Origin of the sequence: Streptomyces sp. HUAS 31, assembly GCF_028198125.1 — a bacterium.
Taxonomy (GTDB): Bacteria; Actinomycetota; Actinomycetes; order Streptomycetales; family Streptomycetaceae; genus Streptomyces; species Streptomyces chartreusis.
The window spans coordinates 8450431-8467943 of sequence record NZ_CP116353.1 but is presented as its reverse complement, the minus strand read 5'-3'; the positions used below and the strand labels follow the sequence as shown (position 1 = coordinate 8467943).

The 17513-nt window shown below is 72.1% G+C and carries 16 protein-coding genes; 6 read left to right on the top strand and 10 right to left on the bottom strand.

Annotation, left to right across the window (positions count from 1 at the left end; genetic code table 11):
* Positions 1-100 precede the first annotated feature (100 nt).
* A complete protein-coding gene (locus PGH47_RS37505; protein WP_271667138.1) occupies positions 101-1444 on the top strand; it encodes an amidase in 1344 nt (447 codons plus the stop codon).
* On the opposite strand, the gene PGH47_RS37500 is transcribed toward PGH47_RS37505, so the two are convergent.
* From PGH47_RS37500 to PGH47_RS37485, 4 genes are all read right to left on the bottom strand, one after another.
* Complete coding sequence (locus PGH47_RS37500; protein WP_271667137.1) at positions 1441-2637, bottom strand: GDSL-type esterase/lipase family protein; 1197 nt, start codon at positions 2635-2637, stop codon at positions 1441-1443. The two genes, PGH47_RS37505 and PGH47_RS37500, sit on opposite strands and share 4 nt — an antisense overlap.
* A gap of 17 nt (positions 2638-2654) precedes the next feature.
* Positions 2655-3233 (bottom strand): TetR/AcrR family transcriptional regulator, encoded by a 579-nt coding sequence (locus tag PGH47_RS37495; protein ID WP_271667136.1) that lies wholly within the window; start codon positions 3231-3233, stop codon positions 2655-2657.
* Between the two features lie 81 nt (positions 3234-3314).
* Positions 3315-3797 carry a GNAT family N-acetyltransferase gene (locus tag PGH47_RS37490; protein WP_271667135.1) on the bottom strand — a complete coding sequence of 161 codons (483 nt, stop codon included), beginning with the start codon at positions 3795-3797 and terminating at the stop codon, positions 3315-3317.
* A gap of 54 nt (positions 3798-3851) precedes the next feature.
* A complete protein-coding gene (locus PGH47_RS37485; protein WP_107908540.1) occupies positions 3852-4025 on the bottom strand; it encodes a hypothetical protein in 174 nt (57 codons plus the stop codon).
* Positions 4026-4498: 473 nt separating this feature from the next.
* Here PGH47_RS37485 and PGH47_RS37480 point away from each other — a divergent pair, with 473 nt between their 5' ends.
* Together PGH47_RS37480 and PGH47_RS37475 are read left to right on the top strand one after the other, a co-directional pair.
* Complete coding sequence (locus PGH47_RS37480) at positions 4499-4948, top strand: hypothetical protein (protein ID WP_271667134.1); 450 nt, start codon at positions 4499-4501, stop codon at positions 4946-4948.
* Between the two features lie 25 nt (positions 4949-4973).
* Entirely contained in the window at positions 4974-5780 is an 807-nt protein-coding gene (locus PGH47_RS37475; protein WP_271667133.1) for an SDR family oxidoreductase, read from the top strand.
* Between the two features lie 59 nt (positions 5781-5839).
* Here the strand turns inward: PGH47_RS37475 and PGH47_RS37470 are convergent, their stop codons facing one another.
* Together PGH47_RS37470 and PGH47_RS37465 are read right to left on the bottom strand one after the other, a co-directional pair.
* Positions 5840-7360, bottom strand: coding sequence for an SDR family NAD(P)-dependent oxidoreductase (locus tag PGH47_RS37470; RefSeq protein ID WP_271667132.1), 1521 nt, complete (start codon positions 7358-7360; stop codon positions 5840-5842).
* 122 nt (positions 7361-7482) lie between these two features.
* Entirely contained in the window at positions 7483-8820 is a 1338-nt protein-coding gene (locus tag PGH47_RS37465; RefSeq protein ID WP_271667131.1) for a wax ester/triacylglycerol synthase family O-acyltransferase, read from the bottom strand.
* 321 nt (positions 8821-9141) lie between these two features.
* Between PGH47_RS37465 and PGH47_RS37460 the strand changes: the two genes are divergently transcribed.
* Positions 9142-9777 (top strand): maleylpyruvate isomerase family mycothiol-dependent enzyme, encoded by a 636-nt coding sequence (locus PGH47_RS37460; protein WP_271667130.1) that lies wholly within the window; start codon positions 9142-9144, stop codon positions 9775-9777.
* A 21-nt stretch (positions 9778-9798) separates the two neighbouring features.
* Here PGH47_RS37460 and glgC read toward each other — a convergent pair whose 3' ends face one another.
* The 3 genes from glgC to PGH47_RS37445 are packed head-to-tail and all read right to left on the bottom strand — an operon-like array spanning position 9799 to position 13001.
* Positions 9799-11019, bottom strand: coding sequence for a glucose-1-phosphate adenylyltransferase (glgC, locus tag PGH47_RS37455; protein ID WP_271667129.1), 1221 nt, complete (start codon positions 11017-11019; stop codon positions 9799-9801).
* A gap of 51 nt (positions 11020-11070) precedes the next feature.
* Positions 11071-12222, bottom strand: a complete 1152-nt coding sequence (gene glgA, locus PGH47_RS37450) for a glycogen synthase (protein ID WP_271667128.1) — start codon at positions 12220-12222, stop codon at positions 11071-11073.
* 41 nt (positions 12223-12263) lie between these two features.
* Positions 12264-13001, bottom strand: a complete 738-nt coding sequence (locus tag PGH47_RS37445) for a (2Fe-2S)-binding protein (RefSeq protein ID WP_271667127.1) — start codon at positions 12999-13001, stop codon at positions 12264-12266.
* A gap of 228 nt (positions 13002-13229) precedes the next feature.
* Here PGH47_RS37445 and PGH47_RS37440 point away from each other — a divergent pair, with 228 nt between their 5' ends.
* Entirely contained in the window at positions 13230-14390 is a 1161-nt protein-coding gene (locus tag PGH47_RS37440) for a DMT family transporter (RefSeq protein WP_271667126.1), read from the top strand.
* Here the strand turns inward: PGH47_RS37440 and PGH47_RS37435 are convergent.
* Complete coding sequence (locus PGH47_RS37435) at positions 14380-15531, bottom strand: transglycosylase family protein (protein ID WP_271667125.1); 1152 nt, start codon at positions 15529-15531, stop codon at positions 14380-14382. The two genes, PGH47_RS37440 and PGH47_RS37435, sit on opposite strands and share 11 nt — an antisense overlap.
* 292 nt (positions 15532-15823) lie before the next feature.
* Between PGH47_RS37435 and gndA the strand changes: the two genes are divergently transcribed.
* A complete protein-coding gene (gene gndA, locus PGH47_RS37430) occupies positions 15824-17263 on the top strand; it encodes an NADP-dependent phosphogluconate dehydrogenase (protein ID WP_271667124.1) in 1440 nt (479 codons plus the stop codon).
* Positions 17264-17513: the final 250 nt, after the last annotated feature.

Sequence of the window (17513 nt, the reverse complement as noted above, 5' to 3'; positions counted from 1 at the left end):
GAGCCACGCGAATATCCAAGCCCGGCGGCCTCTCGACGCCGGGCCCGCCGAGCGGCAGAGTTCCTCCTACATACTCGCGAGTAAGCCCTGAGGAGCGCCCGTGACCAGCTGGGTCGGCCGGACCGCCACCGAGATCGCCGCCGCCGTACGCGAGAAGCGGGCCACCCCCCGGGAGGTGGTGGCCGAGCACCTGGCCCGGATCGAGCGCGTCGACGGCGACATCGGCGCGTTCCGGGTGGTGCGGGCCGAGGCCGCGCTCGCCGAGGCCGACGAGGTGGCCTCGCGCGGCGACCTCGCCGAACTCCCGCTGGCGGGCGTGCCGGTGGCCGTGAAGGACAACCTCGCGGTGCGCGGCGAGTCCAAGCGCGTCGGCTCGGCGGCGACACCGGACACGCCGTCCGACGAGGACCATGTCACCGTGGCCCGGCTGCGGGCCGCAGGCGCGGTGGTCGTGGGGCTGACGAACGTGCCGGAGCTGTGCGTCTTCGGCACCACCGAGGGCGTGCACGGCACCGCCCGCAACCCGTGGGACACCTCGCGCACGGCGGGCGGTTCGTCCGGCGGCAGCGCGGCCGCGGTCGCCGCGGGCATGGTGCCGATCGCCCTCGGAAACGACGGCATGGGCTCGCTGCGGATACCCGCGGCCAACTGCGGACTGGTCACGATAAAGCCCGGCACCGGCGTGGTCCCGGCCGGTGTCAGCGACGGCGACTGGTTCGGCATGTCGGAGAACGGCCCGCTGGCCACCACGGTCGAGGACGCCCGCCTGATGCTGTCGGTACTCGCCGACACCGAGGTCGTACGCCCGGACACGCCCGGCACGTACCGGATCGCCGTGTCCCTGCGCAGCCCGATAGCCGGGGTCGCCGTCAGCAAGCCGTACGCGAGTGCCGCGCGCGAGGCCGCCGGGCTGCTCATCAAGGCCGGTCACCAGGTGCGGCGGGCCGATCCGCCGTACCCGATGTCGCTGGGCGTCACCTCGCTGACCCACTGGACCGCGGGCACGGCCGTGGACGCCCAGGGCCTCGACGCCCGGCGGCTCACGCGCCGGACGCGGGTGCACGCCGCTGTCGGGAAGCGGTTCGTCGACCGGGCGCGCGCCGGTGCGAGCCGGGAGGAACTGCGCCGGAGGCTGGAGCCGTTCTTCGACGAGTACGACGTGCTGCTCACCCCGGCGCTCGCCCGCCGCTCCCCCAGGTCCGAGCCCTGGCACGAGCGGGGCTGGCTGCGCAACATCATGGCCAACACGAACTACTCGCCGCTGACGCCGCCGTGGAACCTCACCGGCTGGCCCGCGATGGCGGTCCCGCTCGGCACGCTGCCGTCCGGCGCCCCCACCGCGGTGCAGTTGGTCGGTCGGCCCGGCTCGGAGGCTGAGCTGCTGGCGCTGGCGGAGCGGATGGAGGAGCTGCGGCCCTGGCGGCGGACGGCGCCGCTGGACTAGACGGACCCGCCGTGGTCCGGCGCCGCGAACGGTCCTTCGGCGGTGAACGCGAGGCGTGCGAAGCGTTCACCGATCAGGCGGTGCGTGGCGGCGTCGGGGTGCAGGTCGTCGGGCAGCGGCAGTTCGGCGGAGTCGGTCTCGCCGTAGAGCTCCCGGCCGTCGAGGTAGTGCAGGTTCGGGTCGTCGGCCACCCGCTGCTTCACGATGCGGGACAGCTCCTCCCGGATGACACCCAGCGTCAGCTTCCCGCTCGCGCGTTCCGCCGGGTCGCCCATGGCGACGAACCGCAGCCCGCCGTCGCTCATGCCGCTGAAGTCCGGTGCGCAGGGGCCGGGTGTGTCCTCGTGGATGGGGCACAGGATGGGCGACACGACGAGCAGCGGCGTCGTCGGGTGGCCTTCGCGGACCGTGTCGAGGAAGCCGTGGACCGCGGGGCCGAAGGCGCGCAGCCGCATCAGGTCCATGTTGACCAGGTTGATACCGATCTTGACGCTGATGAAGTCGGCGGGGGTGTCGCGCAGGGCGCGGGCGGTGAACGGGTCGAGCAGGGCGCTGCCGGCCAGGCCCAGGTTGATCAGCTCCACGCCGCCGAGCGACGCGGCGAGCGCGGGCCAGATGGCGGTGGGGCTCGCGGCGTCGGAGCCGTGGCTGATCGAACTGCCGTGGTGCAGCCACACCTTGCGGCCCGGGTCGCCGGCCGGCTCGACGGGGGCGTCGGTGCGCAGGGCGATCAGCTCGGTGGTCTCGTTGTGCGGCAGCCAGATCTCGACGTCCTTGTCGCGGGCGGGCAGCCCGGTGAAGCGGACGGTGCCGGGCCGGCCGGGGCGCTCCTCGGTGGTGCCGGCCATCATGTCGATGATCAGGACGTTGCCGTCGGTGACGCTGCCCTGCCCGGCGGGAAGGCCGTCGACGACCAGGTCGTACACGCCGTGTGGGCGGGGCGGCGCGCCGACGTAGGTGCGCTTGGTGGGCAGGGTGTCCAGTTCGACGGCGGTGGCGCGGGTGCGGAAGGCCAGCCGTACGCCGGAGGGCTGCGACTCGGCCATGGCCAGCTGTCCGTCGGTGTTCTGGGCACGCGCCCGGGCGGGCAGCCGGTGCGGCAGCACACCGCGCTCTGTCCGCTCGACGTCGAGGGCGCCGCGCAGCAGGTCGGCGGTGACGGTCGTGGTGATCCAGTCGTGCTCGGTGTCCATGTCCTTCAGCCTGTCGATCAAGGGGTGGGCTCGGTGGGCCAGTTGCGCAGCAGGGCGTCCAGGGCGTCCAGGATCCGGTGCCAGGTCTCCTCGGAGTCGGGCGCGCTGTGGCTGAAGCCGCCCGCCAGTTCCAGGCTGGCGTACCCGTGGAAGACGCTGCCCAGCAGCCGTACGGCGTGGGTCGCGTCCGGCTCGGTCAGGTCGTAGCCGCGCAGGATGGCGCGGGTCATCTGCGCGTGCCGGACGCCGGCGCTCGCCGCGGCCGTCTCGGCGTCGAGGGTCATGCGCGTGGCGGCGGCACGGCCGGGGTGTTCGAGGCCGTAGTCGCGGTAGACGTTCGCGAAGGCGACGAGGGCGTCCTTGCCCGCGCGCCCGGCGACGGCGTCGGCGGCCCGGTCGGCCAGCTCCTCCAGCGCGAACAGGGCGATGCGCGTCTTGAGGTCCTGGGAGTTCTTCACGTGCGAGTACAGACTCGCGACCTTGACGTCGAACCGCCGGGCGAGCTCCGACGCGGTCACCTGCTCGAAGCCGATCTCGTCGGCGAGCTCCGCCCCGGCCCGGACCAGACGCTCCGTGGTCAGCCCTACGCGTGCCATAGCCATCCTCTCGCTTGCCGAAAGCGAGTATGCACTTGCCTAAAGCTTTTAGGCAAACAATGAGGAGGTGAAGGCGGACCGCTAAAGCGCCCGGTGCATGATGTGCAGCCCGACCCGGCCGTGCCGGGGATGGTCGTAGGCGTCCGGAACGGTGCCGAGGATCGCGAAGCCGAGGGAGGCCCACAGGGCCACGGCCGGGTTGGTCTCGACGACGGCGTTGAACACCATGCCCCGGTAGCCGTCAGCCCTGGCCACGGCCACGATGTGCTCGGCGAGGGCACGGCCGATGCCGCGGCCGCCGTGGGCGGGGTCGACCATGAAGCCGGCGTTGGCGATTCCGGCGGCCGGGCCGCCGTAGTTGGGGGTGACGTAGGCGGAGGCGACGAGGGACCCCGCGTCGTCCTCGACGACGTAGACGTCCTTGGCCGGATTCATCCACAGCGCACGGGCGGCGTCCTCAGAGGTGTCCGGATCCCATGCGTAGGTCTCGCCGGCGGCGACGATCCGGTGCCAGAAAGGCCAAATCCGCGGCCAGTCGTCGGCCGCGGCTTCTCTGATCAGCATGGGCGTGAGTCTCGCACGCCCATGCGGTCGGCGATCGCGAAGGGTTCTGCCAGGTCAGTCGACGCTGGGCAGGATGTGGGGCTCGGCGAGGTCGTCCTCGTACCCCGCCAGACGGATGGGGGCGGACCTGGCCCACACATCGAGACTGCCGAGCTCCGTGGACCGGCGGCCCGCGCGCTCCGTGCGTTCCTTGGGGCGCTGCTCGCGATTCGTCTTCTCAGGTGTCACCGCGCACTCCTTCTGTGTCGGATCACCCTCGGGGCGGGCCGGACCAGTCTGCGGTCCGGCACCTGACGCCCGCTCGGGTCTAACTCAACGTCGACTCGGTCGCGGTGGCGCCGGATAACTGGTGCGAGAGCAGGCCGTTGTGCGCCGGCTTGTCCCGGGACGGACCGTGGGTGTGGGTTGGAACCCTGTATTGCTGTCCGTCCGCTACAGATTAACCAAATGAGCGGCCCCCCGCTCGATGGGGCTGCAAACAACCTGTAACTATCCGGAGTCGACCAGTTTTCACCTGCCCGTTATCCACTGTTTTCCTACGTAATACTGCGTTTACCAGTCACCCGTTCGGCTCAGCGACGCGTCTCCGCCCGGCCCCGTTCCCATGGACGCAGCGCAGTTCAAGTCCCGTTGGCCGATTCGCAAGGCGGCCATGATCTGCTGACGGACGGCAACGGCTCGTCCGGCGGGAGGACTGGCGCATGGAGCTGCGCAGTGTCGAAGAGCTGATGGATCTGCTGAACGCCTGCCGGGGCAGCCGGGACGCCCCGGGCCTCGCAGGCACCCGGGTCGATCTCCACCAACACGCACTCCAGACGGCCGCGCTGCTGCGCCGCGTCCGCCCCGCCGACAAGGAACTCCAGGTCGCGGGGCTCGTTCATGCCATCGGCCCGCTGCTGCGCCCGGGCGACGTGACCCACCACTCCGACTGCGCCGCGGACGCGGTCCGGCCCCTGCTCGGCGAACGGGTCTCCCGCCTCGTCCGCGAACACTGCCGGGCCCGCGACCTGGCCGACGACGACCTGATGCGCCTGCACCAGGCCGACGAGGAGGGCCGCAGCGCCGAGTTCGAAGCCGGGGTGCTGGAGGACTGGCGGGCGGTGCTGGAGCTGGTGGCGTCCAGGAACTCGCCCCTCGGGGCTGCCAACTGACGGCTCGTCATGAGACCGTACGGCGATGACGCCGCCGTACGGTCTCCAGGGCAGGGCCGCCGTCGTCACCGGCGCCACACGCGGCATCGGCCACGCCGTCGCCCGGCAGCTGGCCGCCGCCGGGGCGCTGGTCTGCGTGACCGCGCGGGACGCGGAGGAGGTCCGGCGGACGGCCGCCGAGCTGGGCGGCGTCGGGCTGGCCGGGAGCGTGGCCGACCCGGAACATCCCCGGGCGGTGACGGACCTCGCCCTGCGCGAGTTCGGCCGGATCGACGTGATCGTGAACAACGCGGCGACCAACCAGCCGTACGGCCCCCTCATGGACGTCGATCCGCTCGCCTGGCGCGAGGCGTTCACGGTGAACGTCGAGGCACCACTGCGGCTCGTGCAGTGCGCCTGGCACGCCTGGATGCGCGAACACGGCGGCGCGGTGGTCAACGTCTGCACGGAGGGCGCCACCCATGTCGGCCCCCGCATCGGCGCCTACGGCACCAGCAAGGCGGCCCTCCTCCACCTGACCCGGCAGCTCGCGGGCGAACTGGGCCCGAGGGTCCGGGTCAACTCCGTCTCGCCCGGACTGGTCCGCACGGAGATGGCGCGTTTCGTGTGGGAGCCGGGTGAGGAAGAGGTCGCTGCCGGTCTGCCGCTGGGCCGAATCGGCGAGCCGGAGGACGTGGCCCGAGCGGTGGTGTGGCTGGCGTCGGACGCGGCGGAGTGGATCACCGGGGCGGATCTGCTGGTGGATGGCGGGACGCGGGTGCGAGCGGCAGGGACAGCAACGGGATACGCGATCCACGAGCGCCTTCGATCGCGCGGTACGGCAACCTCCTAGGGGCGCGGGGAACTGCGCGATCAGCCACAACGGGCCCGCAGGCGCCCCACCGACCTCGCCTACCACTTACCCGGCGCGTAGTCCTTCAAGAAGACCCCGTACACATCGTCGCCCGCCTCGCCCCGCACGATCGGGTCGTACACCCGCGCCGCCCCGTCCACCAGGTCGAGCGGCGCGTGGAACCCGGCCTCGGCAAGGCGGAGCTTGTCGTAGTGGGGACGCTCGTCCGTGATCCAGCCGGTGTCGACCGACGTCATGAGGATGCCGTCGCTGTCGAACATCTCCTGCGCGCTGGTCCGCGTGACCATGTTCATCGCGGCCTTCGCGGCGTTGGTGTTCGGGTGCCCCGCGCCCTTGTACCCACGGCCGAAGACGCCCTCCATCGCGGAGACGTTCACGACGTAGGCGCGCCCGCTCGACGCCTTCTTCGCGGCGTCGGCCATCGCCGGGCGCAGCGCGCTGATCAGGATGAACGGCGAGGTGTAGTTGCAGAGCTGGGTCTCCAGGAGCTCCACCGGGGAGATCTGGTCGATGGTCTGCACCCAGGTGTTGGAGTCGACGACGTCGGGCACGAGGCCGCCCGCGTCGATGGCGGTGCCGTCGAGGTGCCGGGCGACGCTGGCGTTGCCCGCGACCAGGGCGAGGTCGGCGACCTTCTGGGCGTCGAGACCGCTGGTGCCCAGCGGCAGCGCGGCGAGGCCGTCGACCGCGCCGGAGTTGAACGCGCCGATGACGTGGTGGGCGGGCAGCTCACCGGCGGGCAGCGGCGCGCTCTCGCCGTCGACCAGGGCGGCGTAGGCGGAGGGCAGCCGGCGTACGGTCTGGGTCGCGTTGTTCACGAGGATGTCGAGCGGCCCGGCCTCGGTGACCTGCTCGGCGAGGGCCACGGCCTGGGCGGGGTCGCGCAGGTCGATGCCGACGACCTCAAGGCGGTGCATCCAGTCACCGGAGTCGTCCATGGCCTTGAAGCGGCGGATGGCGTCCTTGGGGAAGCGCGTGGTGATCGTGGTGTGCGCGCCGTCGCGGAGCAGCCGGAGCGCGATGTACATGCCGATCTTGGCGCGGCCGCCGGTGAGCAGGGCGCGCTTGCCGGTGAGGTCGGCGCGGGCGTCGCGCTTGCCGCGGTTGAGGCGGGCGCAGTCCTGGCAGAGCTGGTGATAGAAGTAGTCGACCTCGACGTACCGGGACTTGCAGGTGTAGCAGGAGCGCGGGCGCTGGAGTATCCCCGCGATCCTGCCCTCCTCGGTGTTCGACGAGGGCAGCAGGCCCTCGGTCTCGTCGTCGATGCGCTGGGCGGAGCCGGTCGCCGTGGCCTCCGTGACCTGCTTGTCGTGCGCGGTCTTGGCGGCCCGGCGCTCCTGGCGGCGGCGCTGCTTGACGGTGCGGTAGAGGCCGGCGGTGGCCCGGCGCACGGCGATGGCGTCGGGGTGGTCGACCTCCAGCCGGTCGAGTTCCTCCAGCACGCTCAGGCACAGGGCGAGCCGCTCCGGGTCGATGCCGGGGCCGTACACGATCTCGTCACCGGGCTCGTGCACGACGTCCGCCGTGGTCGCCGTCGCGCCGTCCTCTGTCACCGTCATCGCCGCTGCCGTTTCCCTGATCACCCGCGGCGCTCCGGTCGCGCCCGCTTTCGAACGGGGAATTGTACGGAGGGCCGGGCCTCTCCTCCAAAATCCGGCGAATCAGGCCGGAGAACGAGGGCTCAGGGGGCGCAGGCGGTGATCAGCGCGGCGACCTCCTCGGACAGGGCCCGTGCGAGCACATCGAGATCGGGCACGGCCTCGGCGTCGGCGACGAGCCCGTAGTGGACGCGCCCGCGGTAGGTCGAGATCGCCACCGCCAGGGACTGGCCGCGGGCCAGCGGGGCGAAGGGGTAGACCTCGGTGACGGCGTGGCCGCCGAGCTTCAGGGCGATGCCGGGCAGCGGCACGCTGGTGACGAGGATGTCGAACCAGAGCCGGGCGGCACCGCCGACCAGCGGTCCGCCGAGCCGGTGACCGAGCGCCGGGACGTGGTCGGCGAGCAGCGCGACGGCGCCCGCGCCCCGGTTGGGGCCCGCGTCCTTGTTGCGGTCCATGGCGGTGCGCACCGCGGCCAGGCGGCGCAGCGGCTCGGGGTCGTCCACCGGAAGCCGTATCAAGTAGCCGGAGAGCCGGTTGCCCTGTGGGTGCGCGGTGCGCGGGCGGCGTTTGGAGACGGGGATCAGAGCGCGCGGCGCGACCCCCTCGCTGCCGTCGCCGCGCTCGTCGAGCCAGCGGCGCAGGGCGCCCGCGACGACCGCGATGGTGACGTCGTTGACGGTGCCGCCCACCGCCTTGCGGATCAGGTGCACGTCGTCGATGTCGACGACGACCCCGGCGGTACGGCGGGTGCCGCTGGGCTCGGCGGTCAGCGCGGACGACGAGCGCACCGCCAGCGTCGACACGGCGACGGAGGCGCCGATGTCCAGTGCCCGGCCGACGTCGGACAGGGCGCCGCGCACCAGCCCCGGCAGCCTGCGCACATCGGGCAGCCGCCGACGCGAGGGCTCCTCCGGGCGGGGTTTGCGCGCGGGCAGGTCCATCGGGTCGAGGACGGCCGCGGCGAGCGTCAGCGCCCGCAGACCGTCGGCGAGGGCGTGATGGAACTTGAACAGCACCGCGAAGGACACGCCGTCCTCGCCCGGCAGTACATGCGCCTCCCACGGCGGCCGGCCGCGCTCCAGCGGGCGCTCCATGAGCCGTCCGGCCACCGCCTGGAAGTCGGCGGTCGGGGCGTGCAGCCGGACGTGGTCGAGCGGGTCGAAGTGCGGCGCGGGCTCGCGGGCGGCGCCGCCGAAGGAGAACGGCTGGAGGATGCCGCGCGGCTGCCAGGCGTCCCGGATGCGCATCCGCAGCCCCGGCACGGCGGCGGCTCGCGCGGCGAGCAGGTCGGCCGCGTGCGCCCCGGCGGTCGGCGAGTGCGCCGCGAAGACCCCGAGCGCAGCCAGGTGCATGGGGTTCTCGGCGGACTCGATGTTCCAGAACGCCAGGTCGAGGGGGGCGAGCAGGTCAGAAGTCAATGGCTTGCCTCGCGTCGACGAAGGGGTGGACCAGCAGTCAATCGCCCTCTGGCGATTACAGTCAAGTACGATCAAGCTACGCTCAGTTAACGACAGATTAAGTCCCGCCTCTCGTGAAAGGGGCGGGACTCATGGTGCATATGAGGTCACTTCAGCACGGGTAGCGTCACCGGGCATCCCGAGCGCGTCACCCGGGAGGCGTCAAAGCGGGGGTGACTCAGGTCACCTCAGTGGCCCGATCAGTCCTTGCCCGACCGGCGGTCACAGCAGCGACAGCACAGCGGCCGCCGCTGCCGCCCGCCCCCTTGAGGAGAGTCGGTCATGGACACACATCGGGTTCTTTCCTGGACGAAGGACGAGCGGCTGAATCTCGCCGGCTTTCTGGACGGGCTCGACGACGGCGACTGGTCGGTGCCCTCACTGTGCTCCGGTTGGACGGTGCACGACGTGGTGGCCCATCTGTCGCTGTCGACCCGCTCCACGCTCCTGGGCACGCTGAAGGCGGCGATCCGGGCGCGCGGTGACTGGAACCGGATGGAGTTCGACGTCGCCCGGGAGCGCGCGGCCCGCTTCGGCCCTCATGAACTGATCGCGCAGATCCGCGAGACCGCGGGCTCGGCACGGCGCGCGCCCCTGTCCTCCCCGCTGGACCCGCTCACCGACTTCCTCGTCCACGGGCAGGACATCGCCCGCCCCCTGGGGCGGGCACACGCGATGCCCGCGGAGCAGACGGTCGCGGCACTGGACCACGTGGTGGCGAGCCGCTTCTACGGCGCGGCCAAGCGGCTGCGCGGCGTGCGCCTGGTGGCGACCGACGCGGACTGGTCGACGGGTGAGGGGCCGGACGAGGCCCGGGGACCGGTCGGCGACCTGCTCCTCCTGGCGACCGGCCGGCCCGCGGCACTGGCCGGGCTGTCCGGTCCGGGCGTGGAACGGCTCACGGCCGCGCTGTCGTAGCCGGAAGTCTCCCGGCCCCGGCTACGAGACCCGCTGCCCCTTCCCCAGCGCGATCACGCCCCCCTTGGAGACGGTGTACAGGTCGGCGTCCCGCTCCGGATTGACGCCGATCGTCGCACCCGGGGGGACGTCGACGTTCTTGTCGAGCACCGCGCCGCGCACCACCGCGCCCCGCCCTATGTGCACGTTGTCGTGCAGCACCGACCCCTGCACCACCGCCCCGGGGTCGACCACGACCCCCGGCGACAGCACGGACCGCGTGACCTGCCCGCGGATCAGGCACCCGGCGCTGATGATCGACTCGCTGGCCATGCCGCCCGCGTTGAAGCGGGCCGGGGACAGCTGGCCCGAGTGGGTGTAGATGGGCCAGCTGCGGTTGAAGAGGTTGAAGGCGGGGCGCTCGGCGATCAGGTCCATGTGGGCGTCGTAGTACGCGTCCAGGGTGCCGACGTCCCGCCAGTAACCGCGGTCGCGGTTGGTCTCGCCGGGGACGTGGTTGGCGCTGAAGTCGTACAGCTGGGCCTCGCCCCGGTCCGTGAGCTGGGGCAGGATCGAACCGCCCATGTCGTGCACGGAGTTCTCGTCCTCGGCGTCCCGCTGGAGCGCCTCGACGAGGGTCTTGGTGGTGAAGATGTAGTTGCCCATCGAGGCGTAGACGCACTCCGGGTCGTCCACGAGTCCGGGCGGGTCGGCGGGCTTCTCCAGGAAGCGGTCCACCGTCTGCCCGTCCGTGTCGGGGCTGATCACGCCGAAGGACGACGACTCCGCGCGCGGCACGCGTATGCCGGCCACCGTGACGCCCGCGCCGCCCTCGATGTGCTGGGCGAGCATCTGGCGCGGGTCCATGCGGTACACGTGGTCGGCGCCGAACACCGCGACGTACTCGGGGCGTTCGTCGTGGACGAGGTTCAGGGACTGGAGGATGGCGTCCGCGCTGCCGAGGTACCAGCGCGGGCCGAGCCGCTGCTGGGCGGGGACCGGGGTGACGTAGTTCCCGAGCAGGCTGGACATCCGCCAGGTGGTGGTGATGTGTCGGTCCAGGGAGTGCGACTTGTACTGCGTGAGGACGCAGATGCGCAGGATGTCGGCGTTGACGAGGTTGGAGAGGACGAAGTCGACGAGGCGGTACGTACCGCCGAAGGTGACTGCTGGTTTCGCGCGGTCCGCGGTCAGGGGCATCAGGCGTTTGCCTTCTCCGCCCGCGAGTACGATTCCGAGCACCGAAGGTCCGCCACGACGCATGGCCGCTCCCCTCACCGTGGTTGATGCCAGCCTGCCCCTGAGTAGCGCGCACTAAGCCTGTTTGAGGATCTCCCGGTACAGCCCGGCCGTCCGCCGCGCCACCGCGTCCCAGCCGAACTCCCCCACCGCGCGCTCCCGTCCGGCCTCCCCCATCCGGCGGGCCGCCTCCGGGTCGCCGATGACGGAGTCGAGGGCGTGCGCGAGCCCGGCCTCGAAGTCGTCGTCCAGCGGGACGAGCAGGCCGGTCTTGCCGTCGTCGACGACCTCTGGAATGCCGCCGACCCGCGAGGCCACCACGGGGGTTCCGCAGGCCATCGCCTCCAGGTTGACGATGCCGAGCGGTTCGTACACCGAAGGGCAGACGAACACCGCCGCATGCGTGAGGAGTTGGATCACTTCCGGGCGGGGCAGCATCTGCGGGATCCAGTGCACGCCCTCACGGACCCGGCTCAGCTCCTGGTAGAGATCGCGGAACTCCTGGTCGATCTCGGGGGTGTCGGGCGCGCCGGCGCACAGCACGACCTGCGCGGCCGGGTCGATGTGCCGTATCGCGCGCAGCAGGTGCGGCACGCCCTTCTGGCGGGTGATGCGGCCGACGAACAGCACGAACGGGCGGTCGGCGTCGAGGCCGAAGCGGGTGAGGACGTCGGTGCGGTGGTCGGGCCGGTACAGGGTGGTGTCGATGCCGTTGTGCACGACGTGGACCCGCCCGGGGTCGAGCGCGGGATAGCAGCCGAGGATGTCCTCGCGCATGGCTCCGGAGACGGCGATCACCGCGTCGGCGGCCTCGATCGCGGTGGCCTCGGCCCAGCTGGACAAGGCGTAGCCGCCGCCGAGTTGCTCTGCCTTCCAGGGGCGCAGCGGCTCCAGGGAGTGGGCGGTCATCACATGCGGGATGCCGTACAGCAGCTTGGCGAGGTGGCCGCCGAGGTTGGCGTACCAGGTGTGGGAGTGGACGAGTTCGCGGCCTTCGAGGCCGGCGGCCATGGCGAGGTCCACCGAGAAGGTGCGCAGCGCGTCGTTGCCGGTGTCGAGCGCGGACCAGGGGCGGTGGCGCAGCACCCCGACCGCGCGGCCCTCGCCCCAGCAGTGCACCTCCAGGTCGACGAGATCCCGCAACTCCCGGGCGAGGAACTCGACATGGACACCCGCGCCGCCGTACACGTCCGGCGGGTACTCCCGGGTCAGCAGTCCCACTCGCACCCGGAACCCCCTGTTCTCAGCGGCTGGTTGCCCTTTCATGGTCACCCAGATGGTGCGTGTGGGGAAGAGCGCGGGGCTCGTGTGAAGCAACAGTCACCGCATACGCCACCGCCGGGCACCCGGTAGTAGAGGCAGCAGCTGCGGCGCCGGAACCCGGCCGCGGTGAGGGTGCCGGTGCCGGCGAGCAGGGGGTGGGCGAGGAGTTCGGCGGTCAGGGCGCGGGTGCGCGCGGCGACGTCGGTACGGCCGTGGGCGCGGGCCCACTGGTCGAGCTGCCGGGCGGCGCCCGCGAGCGCGGACCCCGCGTTGCCCCGCAGCAGACCGTCGGCGACGCGGTACCGGGAGCGCAGGGCGGCGTTCAGCGGTTCGAGGTGGCCGTGCAGGACGACGTCGGCGACGGTCGCCGGGTCCGCGGGGCGCGGTCGCACCTCGGTGAGCCACAGGTCGTCGGGGGCGCTGCCGTCGGGGTCCCAGCGCAGCAGCCGCGGGTCGAGGTCGGGGACGGCGTCGTACAGGGCGGCGCAGCCGAGCGCGACCGACCACAGCCGGGCGGCGAGGCCCTGCTGGGCGATGGAGGCGGCGACGCGCGGCTCGGGGGCGCGCAGGGCGTGCCCGACTTTCCGGACCCGGAAATCAAGAGGATCCTGGTTGTCCGGGAGGGCCGGCCGCGCGTAGGTCTGCGCCAGCGTCGCGGGTGGCCGAAGAGGTTCCCCGGTCGCGCGTAGGACGAAGAAGCCGCCGAGCGGCCGGAGCGCTGCGAGATCGGGGTCGAGATCCACGAAGAGCAGTAGTACCAGGGGGTGTCGGGGTCTTCACCTGGGGGTCTCCGCCCGGGGTCACCCCCCTGAGGGATGAGTCCGGCGCTCGGGTACTCCATCGGCAGTACGACACAGTGCGTGCTCTGGTACGACGACGGGAAGAGCTTTTCGAGGCATCGTGTTGATTATGAAAGCCGACCGTTCGCCGCGCCGGGGTTCGCGCCCCCGCTTCACGCAGAGGAGCAGCTCATGAGCGCCCTCGCGTTGTCCGTGCTGCTGTCGCTCGTCTCCGCCGTCGCCTACGCGGGCGGGGCGATCGTGCAGGAGCGTGTCGCGGTGTCCTCGCCGGGGCAGCAGTTCGCGCCGATGCGCCGGCCGGGCTGGTGGGCGGCGGTCGCGCTGAACGGCCTCGGTGGTCTGCTTCATGTGGTGGCGCTGGCTTTCGGTCCGCTGAGTCTGGTGCAGCCGTCGGGTGCCCTGACGATCGTGTTCGCGCTGCCGATGGCGGCGCTCTTCTTCGGCCGCAGGGCCGGGTCGACGGCCTGGCGCGGCGCCATCATGGCGACGGTCGGTCTCGCCGGGCTGCTGTCCCTGGTCGGCGCCTCCGAGTCGCAGTCCCTCGACACCGCGGAGCGGGTGGCCGTGGCGCTGGTGACCGGCGGCATCGTGGTGACGCTGATGGTCGCCGGCCGGGCGGCCCACCGGCACCCGGCGGTGCGCAGCATGCTGCTCGCGACGGCGTCCGGCATAGCCTTCGGCATGTCCTCGGTGTTCACGAAGATCGTCGCCGTGGACTGGAACGGCGGGGTGTCGGCGGCCGACGTGCCCGCCCTGGCCACGATCGGTGTCTTCGCCACGGCCGGACTGCTGCTGTCGCAGGCCGCCTACCGGGGTGCGGGGCTCGCGGCGCCGCTGGCCACGCTGACGGTCGTGAACCCGGTGGTGGCGGCCGCGGTCGGCATCACGATGTTCGGCGAGACCTTCCGGTACGGCACCACCGGCACGGTGCTCGCCCTGGGCTGCGGTGTGGTGGCCGCGGGCGGCCTGATCCTGCTGACGACGGAGCGCATCGCCCGCACCGGGACCGAGCCGGTCCTCCCGAAGACGGTACCGGCCGAGGCGACGCCCACCGGGCGGGACCTGGGCGCGCTCCCCGCCGCCGAGCTGCTGGACACGCTTCCGGAGCGTGCCGTGGCGCTCCCCCGCGAGGAGCTGCACGAGGAGATCCTCGTCCCGGACGGCATCGAGGGCATCCTCATCCCGGCGCAGGTCGCGCAGGCGCCGTACGAGGAGCCGGAGCCGGCGCTTCCCGACGGTCACGACTCCCCGAACCTCTACGGCCCCTTCTACGGCGGCCCGTACGTCCCACTGCCGGTGCTGGACCGGCACCGGACGCGCGTCAAATCCTGACCCCGCCGGCCCGGAGGTACGCCACCGGGTCGACGTCGGCGCCGAAACCGGGCCCGGTCCGCACCTCGAAGTGCAGATGCGGGCCCGTGCTGTTGCCCGTGGACCCGGACCGGCCGATGCGCTGGCCCGCCCCGACCGACTGCCCGTCCCGCACGGAGATCGCCGAGAGGTGGGCGTACTGGGTGTAGCGGCCGTCGGCGTGCCGGATCACCACCTGGTAACCGAAGGAGCCCTCCCACCCGGCGCTGACGACCTGGCCGGAACCCACGGCCTTCACGGACGTGCCGGTCGGCACGGCGAAGTCGACGCCGGTGTGGTAGCCCTTCGACCAGAGCGCTCCCGCCTTGCGGTACGGCGTGCCCGTGGCCGCGCTCACCGGGGCGACCATCGAGCGGCTGCTGGTGGTGGCCTCTTCCTTCGGCTCGGCGGAGGTCTTCTTCGGGGTGGATCTGGTGGTGGGCGCCGGCTCCGTGATGGTGGCGGCCTTGCCACGCACGGCGAGGCGCTGTCCGGGCAGGATCAGGTCGGGGTCCGCGCCGATGGCCTTGCGGTTCGCGGCGTACAGGCCCCGCCAACCGCCCTTGACCTGCTGCGACTCGGCGATCTCCGAGAGGGTGTCGCCGCGGACCACGGTGTACATCTCGGCCTTGCCGGCCCGCGACTGGGGCGTGCTCTGCGGCTGGACGTCCTGGACGGAGGTCTTCGGGGTCTTCTTCGGCGTCTGCTTCGTGGTACTGGCCGGCTGAATGTCCGGGGCGTCCCCGCCCCGGGTCAGGCCGGCCCGCTCCGAGCAGACGGGCCAGGCTCCGGGCCCCTGCCCGTCCAGCACCTTCTCCGCCACGGCTATCTGCTGGTCCTTGGTGGCCTGATCCGCGCGCGGCGCGTACCGCGTGCCGCCGTAGGCCTCCCACGTGGACTGGGCGAACTGGAGTCCGCCGTAGAAGCCGTTGCCGGTGTTGACGTGCCACCTGCTGGTCGACTCGCACGCGGCGACCTTGTTCCAGGTGTCCAGGTCGGCCGCGTGTGCGACGCCGGTGCCGATGAGGGGGAGCGCCATGCCGGCGCCGCCCGCGGTGACGGTGAGCGAGGCGCGGTTGATCCTGTTCGGCTGGTACCGGCGGTGCCGGCCGCGTACGGCCATGAAGGAGCCCCCCATTGACGTGCGTCAGGAGGGGCAAAAGTAAGCGCTGCGAACAGGCCATGACAAGACGGAAAATCAGCCGCCCCTGTACGCCAAGTGGCGCGGAAGGGGCGCACGTTGTCCGGCACCCGGGACGGCTGAGTGCGCCGGGGCGTTTCGTGCGTATGTGCCTGCGACATCACGCCACCCCGGATGTGCGCTCGGAGTACCGGCACGTCAGGATGGACGATGGGGAAATACTGGCGGGCATGACCGGCACCGCTGATATATCGAGGTCACTAGGAGCCAACGCATGAGCACTTCGGCGCAGATCGGCGTCACGGGTCTCGCGGTCATGGGCCGCAACCTGGCCCGGAACTTCGCCCGCAACGGCTACACGGTCGCTGTGCACAACCGGACGCCCGCGCGTACGCGGGCGCTGGTGGAGGAGTTCGGGAACGAGGGCGAGTTCATCGCGGCCGAGACCGCCAAGGAGTTCGTGGCGGCGCTTGAGCGCCCGCGGCGCCTGGTGATCATGGTGAAGGCCGGTGAGCCGACCGACGCGGTGATCCAGGAGTTCGCGCCGCTGCTGGAGCCGGGCGACATGATCATCGACGGCGGCAACGCGCATTTCGCCGACACCCGCCGCCGCGAGCGGGACCTGCGCGAGCAGGGCATCCACTTCGTGGGCATGGGCGTCTCCGGCGGCGAGGAGGGCGCGCTGCACGGGCCGAGCATCATGCCCGGCGGCCCGAAGGAGTCGTACGACTCGCTGGGCCCGATGCTGGAGAAGATCTCCGCGAAGGCGAAGGACGGCGCGCCCTGCGTGACGCACGTCGGTCCGGACGGCGCGGGTCACTTCGTGAAGATGGTGCACAACGGCATCGAGTACGCCGACATGCAGCTCATCGGCGAGGCGTACCAGCTGCTCCGGGACGTCGCCGGGTACGAGCCCGCGCAGATCGCGGAGATCTTCCGGACCTGGAACCAGGGCCGCCTGGACTCCTACCTGATCGAGATCACCGCCGAGGTGCTGTCCCACGTCGACGAGGCGACGGGCAAGCCGTTCGTGGACGTGGTGGTCGACCAGGCCGAGCAGAAGGGCACGGGCCGGTGGACCGTGCAGATCGCGCTCGACCTGGGTGTCCCGGTGTCCGGTATCGCGGAGGCGGTCTTCGCCCGCTCCCTGTCCGGGCACGCGGCGCTGCGCGAGGCCTCTCGCGGACTGGCCGGTCCGAAGGCGACGCCGCTCGGTGAGGCCGAGGCCGCGGCCTTCGCCGACCGGGTCGAGCAGGCGCTGTACGCGTCGAAGATCGTGTCGTACACGCAGGGCTTCCACGAGATCGACGCGGCGCGCGCCGAGTACGACTGGGACATCGACCTGGGTGCCGTGTCGGCCATCTGGCGCGGCGGCTGCATCATCCGCGCGGCCTTCCTGGACCGCATCCGGGCGGCCTACGACGCCCGCGCCGACCTGCCGAGCCTGCTGTCGGACGACACGTTCGCGCAGGAGATCGCGGCCGCGCAGGACGACTGGCGTGAGGTCCTGGTCGCCGCGACCCGGCAGGGCGTGCCCACGCCGGGCTTCGCCGCGGCCCTCGCGTACTACGACGCACTGCGCGCCGAGCGGCTGCCGGCGGCGCTCACCCAGGGGCAGCGCGACTTCTTCGGTGCGCACACCTACCGTCGCACCGACCGCGACGGCTCGTTCCACACGCTGTGGGGCGGCGACCGTTCGGAGGTCTCCTCCTAGCACCTGGCCGACCGTCATGTGACCGCCCCCTGCCCGGTTCTCGACCGGGCGGGGGGCGGACCTCTGTCCGGGTGAGCCCGGACTGCTCCGACTGGCGCCCACGAGTGGTGGGCTTCCGCCCGCCCGCCCAGGCTGACGTACGCCGTGCCCGCCGAGACCTGACCGCCGGCGGGCGGCGCCACGCGGCGTCGTCGACGTCGACGTGTCCGGGACGTCGGAGAAACGGGATCACATGGCCAAATGGGGCAAC